Raw genomic sequence first — 4,398 nt, forward strand, 5'->3', positions numbered from 1 at the left:
AGGACAATAAACGCTGGGTTGCTGGCTGGAGTGAAGTTAAAACTTCCCCGGAAAACGTAGGACTTCCCTGGAAAGAGCAGGGAGTTTATTTAATTACGGGAGGAGCCGGAGGTCTGGGGCTTATTTTTGCCAGAGAAATTACGCAGCGGGTTAAGAATGCTACCCTGATACTCACAGGACGTTCTGTGCTTACAGAGAACAAGCAAGCTCAACTACGGGAATTGGAGGTTTTGGGGGCAAAAGTCGTATACAGGCAAGTGGATGTTACTCAAGCGAAGGCAGTTGCTGAATTAATTCAGAATATCCGGGCAGAATTCGGGACTATCCATGGCGTTATTCACAGTGCGGGGGTGACTCGAGACAGCTTCATCATCAAAAAGACGAGGGACGAATTGATGGCAGTACTGACACCGAAAGTCACCGGGCTGGTCAATTTGGATCAGGCAACAAAAGAGCTGCCGCTTGACTTTTTCATTACCTTTTCTTCAGTAGCTGGAGTTTTTGGCAATCTTGGTCAGGCCGATTATGCAGCTGCCAATGCCTTTATGGATGCTTACGCCGGATATCGCAATGTGCTAATGAAATCGCAGCAACGTCAGGGGCAGACCCTGGCAATGAATTGGCCACTATGGAAAGACGGTGGGATGCACGTTGACGCAGAGAACGAAAAATTAATGCGGCAAAGCATGGGGCTGACTGCGATGCAGACTGCGACTGGCATCAGGGCCTTATATCAAGGGTTAATCTCTGGCAAGGATCAACTATTGGTGCTGGAAGGGGATCTTAAACGGATCCAGGCAACATTGTTAGCACAATCGTCTGCAACAGTAGCATTAAGAGCACCTGTTTCCATAGAAGAAAAAAAAGCTGTTCCAATCATTGCCAAAGATTTACTTCAGGAAAAAGCAACAAATTATTTCAAGAAAATGCTTGCTTCTGTCATTAAGATGTCAGCTGATTCTATTGAAACAGATGGTTTGTTCGAAACATACGGGATTGATTCGATCATGGTTATGCAGTTGACAAATCAGCTAGAAAAAGAATTTGGTTCATTGTCGAAAACATTGTTTTTTGAGTACCAAAACATCCGGGCATTAACCGGATATTTCCTGGCTACTTATCGGGATCAACTGATAGGATTGCTGGGGTTGCGGGAAAGTACAGTAGCAGCTACCCTGGAGAGTCAAGACGATATACCTAGGATCGAGGCTAAGGCACCGGCCGGTGGCAGCCGCAGACGTTCCCGTTTTTCATCTGTGCGCATAGAATCCCAGGAAGAGAAAGAAGCGTTAGACATCGCCATCATTGGGGTTTCGGGGCGCTATCCGCAAGCGAGAGATATCCGGCAGTTTTGGGAAAATCTGCGGGACGGCAAGGATTGCATTACGGAAATTCCTAAAGACCGCTGGGATCACAGTTTATACTTTGATGAAAACAGAAATAAACCTGGAAAAACCTATAGTAAATGGGGCGGGTTTATAGATGGTGCGGATCAATTTGATCCATTATTTTTTAATATTTCACCGCGCGAAGCAGAACTTATGGATCCCCAGGAACGTTTGTTCTTAGAGTGCGTCTATGAAACTTTGGAGGATGCGGGATATACAAGGGAAGCTCTGGGCCGAAGTCAGGGCTCTAGTTGGGCAGGCAATGTAGGGGTTTTTGTGGGTGTAATGTATGAAGAGTATCAGTTGTATGGAGCCCAGGAGCAGATCCAAGGAAGGCCGATCGCTTTGTGGGGAAATCCCGGATCAATAGCCAACCGAGTGTCTTATTTTTGTGATTTCCATGGACCTAGCATGGCTGTGGATACCATGTGTTCCTCCTCTTTAACCGCAATTCATCTGGCCTGTCAAAACCTGCAACGGGGGATATGCGACTTCGCAATAGCAGGCGGTGTCAATGTTTCCATTCATCCTAACAAATATCTTTTTCTCAGTCAGAGCAAGTTCGTATCCAGCAAAGGGAGATGCGAAAGCTTTGGCGAAGGCGGTGATGGTTATGTCCCAGGTGAAGGCGTAGGGGCTGTGCTACTCAAATCGCTGTCTAAAGCCATTGCCGACGGGGATCATATTTATGGCATTATCAAAGCAACTGCTATCAATCATGGCGGAAAAACCAACGGATATACAGTACCAAACCCTAACGCCCAAGCTAGTGTTATTGGACGAGCTTTTAAAGAAGCCGGGATTGATCCCCGGAAAATCAGTTACCTGGAAGCTCATGGAACCGGGACTTCTCTAGGTGATCCGATTGAAATTGCGGGCTTGGCTAAAGTTTTCGGGGAATATACGGCAGATAAACAGTTCTGTGCAATCGGCTCGGCCAAATCAAACATTGGGCATTGTGAAAGTGCGGCAGGAATCGCCGCAGTGACGAAAGTGTTATTACAATTAAAACATTGCCAGTTAGTGCCTTCCCTGCATTCTGAAGTACTGAATCCTAATATTGATTTCCACAACACCCCATTTGTGGTTCAGCAAAAAAGTAAAGAATGGAACCGGCCAGTTATAGAAGAAAATGGACAATTCAAGGAGTATCCAAGGCTGGCCGGAATCTCGGCCTTTGGCGCGGGAGGATCAAATGCCCATATCGTGATCGAAGAATATATTCCCAAAGGATTAGCAAGACCTCAATCGGCGGTTTCTTCTGAAAATCCGGTAATTATCGTATTGTCGGCAAAAAATGAGGAGCAGCTCAAAGAACAGGCGAGGCGATTGCTGATCGCGATTCAGGAGCGTCAATATTCTGATAGCGAATTAGTTGATACGGCATATACGCTTCAGGTGGGACGTGAAGCTATGGACGAACGCCTGGCTATGGTCGTTGGTACAAGTACAGAACTTGAAACAAAATTACATGGTTTTCTAAAAGGGCAGGATGGTATAGAAGGCCTGTACCGGGGGCAGGTCAAGCACAATAAAGAAATTGTATCTATTTATGCAGGGGATGAAGAATTGTTGGAAGCCATTGATAAATGGATTGAGCGCAAGAAATACACGAAATTTTTGAATTTTTGGGTCAGGGGTCTGACTTACGACTGGGACAAGCTTTATGGTGATCCTAAGCCCTGTCGCATCAGTTTGCCGACTTACCCTTTTGCCAGGGAACGCTACTGGCTTCCACATTTTGAACCTGCTTCCTCGCCTTATCAAGGTAAAAATCAATTTGATGCAACGTTTTATGAACAGCTAATTGATGAAATAATGGATGACACGATAAGTGTTGAAGCTGCTGTTAAAAAAACAAATTATTTTCTTAAAACGGGAGATATGATCAATGGAGAAGAAGACCGGAAACACTCTGCAAAAGTTCATTAAACTAGTTTTACACAGAAATAAGCTCAAAGGACGACGGTTTTATTCCGCTTGTGTATTGAGCGAAATGGAAGGAAGGTTATAGCTATGAAAGATGCTCTACACTATATTTTGAGTGAGGTAAAAAGCAAGCGATTAGCGAAAACAGATGCGCTAGATTTAATAAGGCAATTCGAAACTAAAACTATTACGAATAAATCTTCTTATTTTAATCCTTTACTGCATCAAAACACATCCAACTTTACTGAACAACGCTTTAGTTCAACATTTATAGGAGAGGAATTTTTTCTGACAGATCACATGGTGAAGGGGAAAAAGATGTTACCTGGGGTGGCCTATCTTGAAATGGCCCGGGCCGCAGTGGAACAGGCGGCAGGGGATCTGGAAGACGATCAAACCGGGATACGGCTCGAAAATGTATTGTGGATCCGTCCCATTATCGCAGGAGAAGAGCCGATTCAGGTACACATCGGGCTTTTTCTTGATGACAAAGGCTTGATATCTTTTGAAATATATACTGAACAGAACAATGCAGAGCCGCTATTGCACAGCCAGGGGAGCGCAGTGTTGACTAAAGTTGCTGATATTCCTGTCATAGATATCAAAGCCTTACAAGCTCAATGCAACCAAAGCGTACTTTCGCCTATTCAATGTTACGAGGCCTTCCGATCTATGGGACTTTCCTATGGAGCGAGTCACCAAGGGATTGAGAAAATAAATCTGGGTACAGGTCAGGCGTTGGCAAAGCTGTTCCTGCCGTCTTCCGTCTCTGATACGCAAAATCAATTCGTTCTGCATCCCAGTGTGATGGATGCGGCACTGCAGACCTCAATCGGATTACTAATGGGTGCTGAGAATGTCAATAATCATCATCCAATGAAGTTATTTCTGCCTTTTGCTCTTGATAAACTTGAAATAATTGAAAAATGCACTGCTGTGATGTGGTGCTGGGTCCGCTATAGTGAGGGCAGCAAATCCGGAGATAAGATGCAGAAAGTGGACATTGATTTATGTGACGAGCAGGGAAATGTTTGTGTGCGGCTTAAAGGATTTTCAGCAAGGTCTCCGGAGGGAGAAACGG

At 44.9% G+C, this 4,398-nt stretch carries 2 protein-coding genes; both read left to right on the top strand.

Annotated features, from left to right (window positions below):
- Positions 1–3,320: SDR family NAD(P)-dependent oxidoreductase (locus BLR06_RS19090; protein WP_139164557.1), on the top strand; the 3,320-nt coding region annotated here is incomplete at its 5' end.
- Positions 3,321–3,404: 84 nt separating this feature from the next.
- A partial coding sequence (locus BLR06_RS19095; protein WP_139164558.1) for a polyketide synthase dehydratase domain-containing protein occupies positions 3,405–4,398 on the top strand: 994 nt, incomplete at its 3' end.

This window comes from Dendrosporobacter quercicolus (assembly GCF_900104455.1).
In the GTDB taxonomy this organism is placed as follows: Bacteria; Bacillota; Negativicutes; order DSM-1736; family Dendrosporobacteraceae; genus Dendrosporobacter; species Dendrosporobacter quercicolus.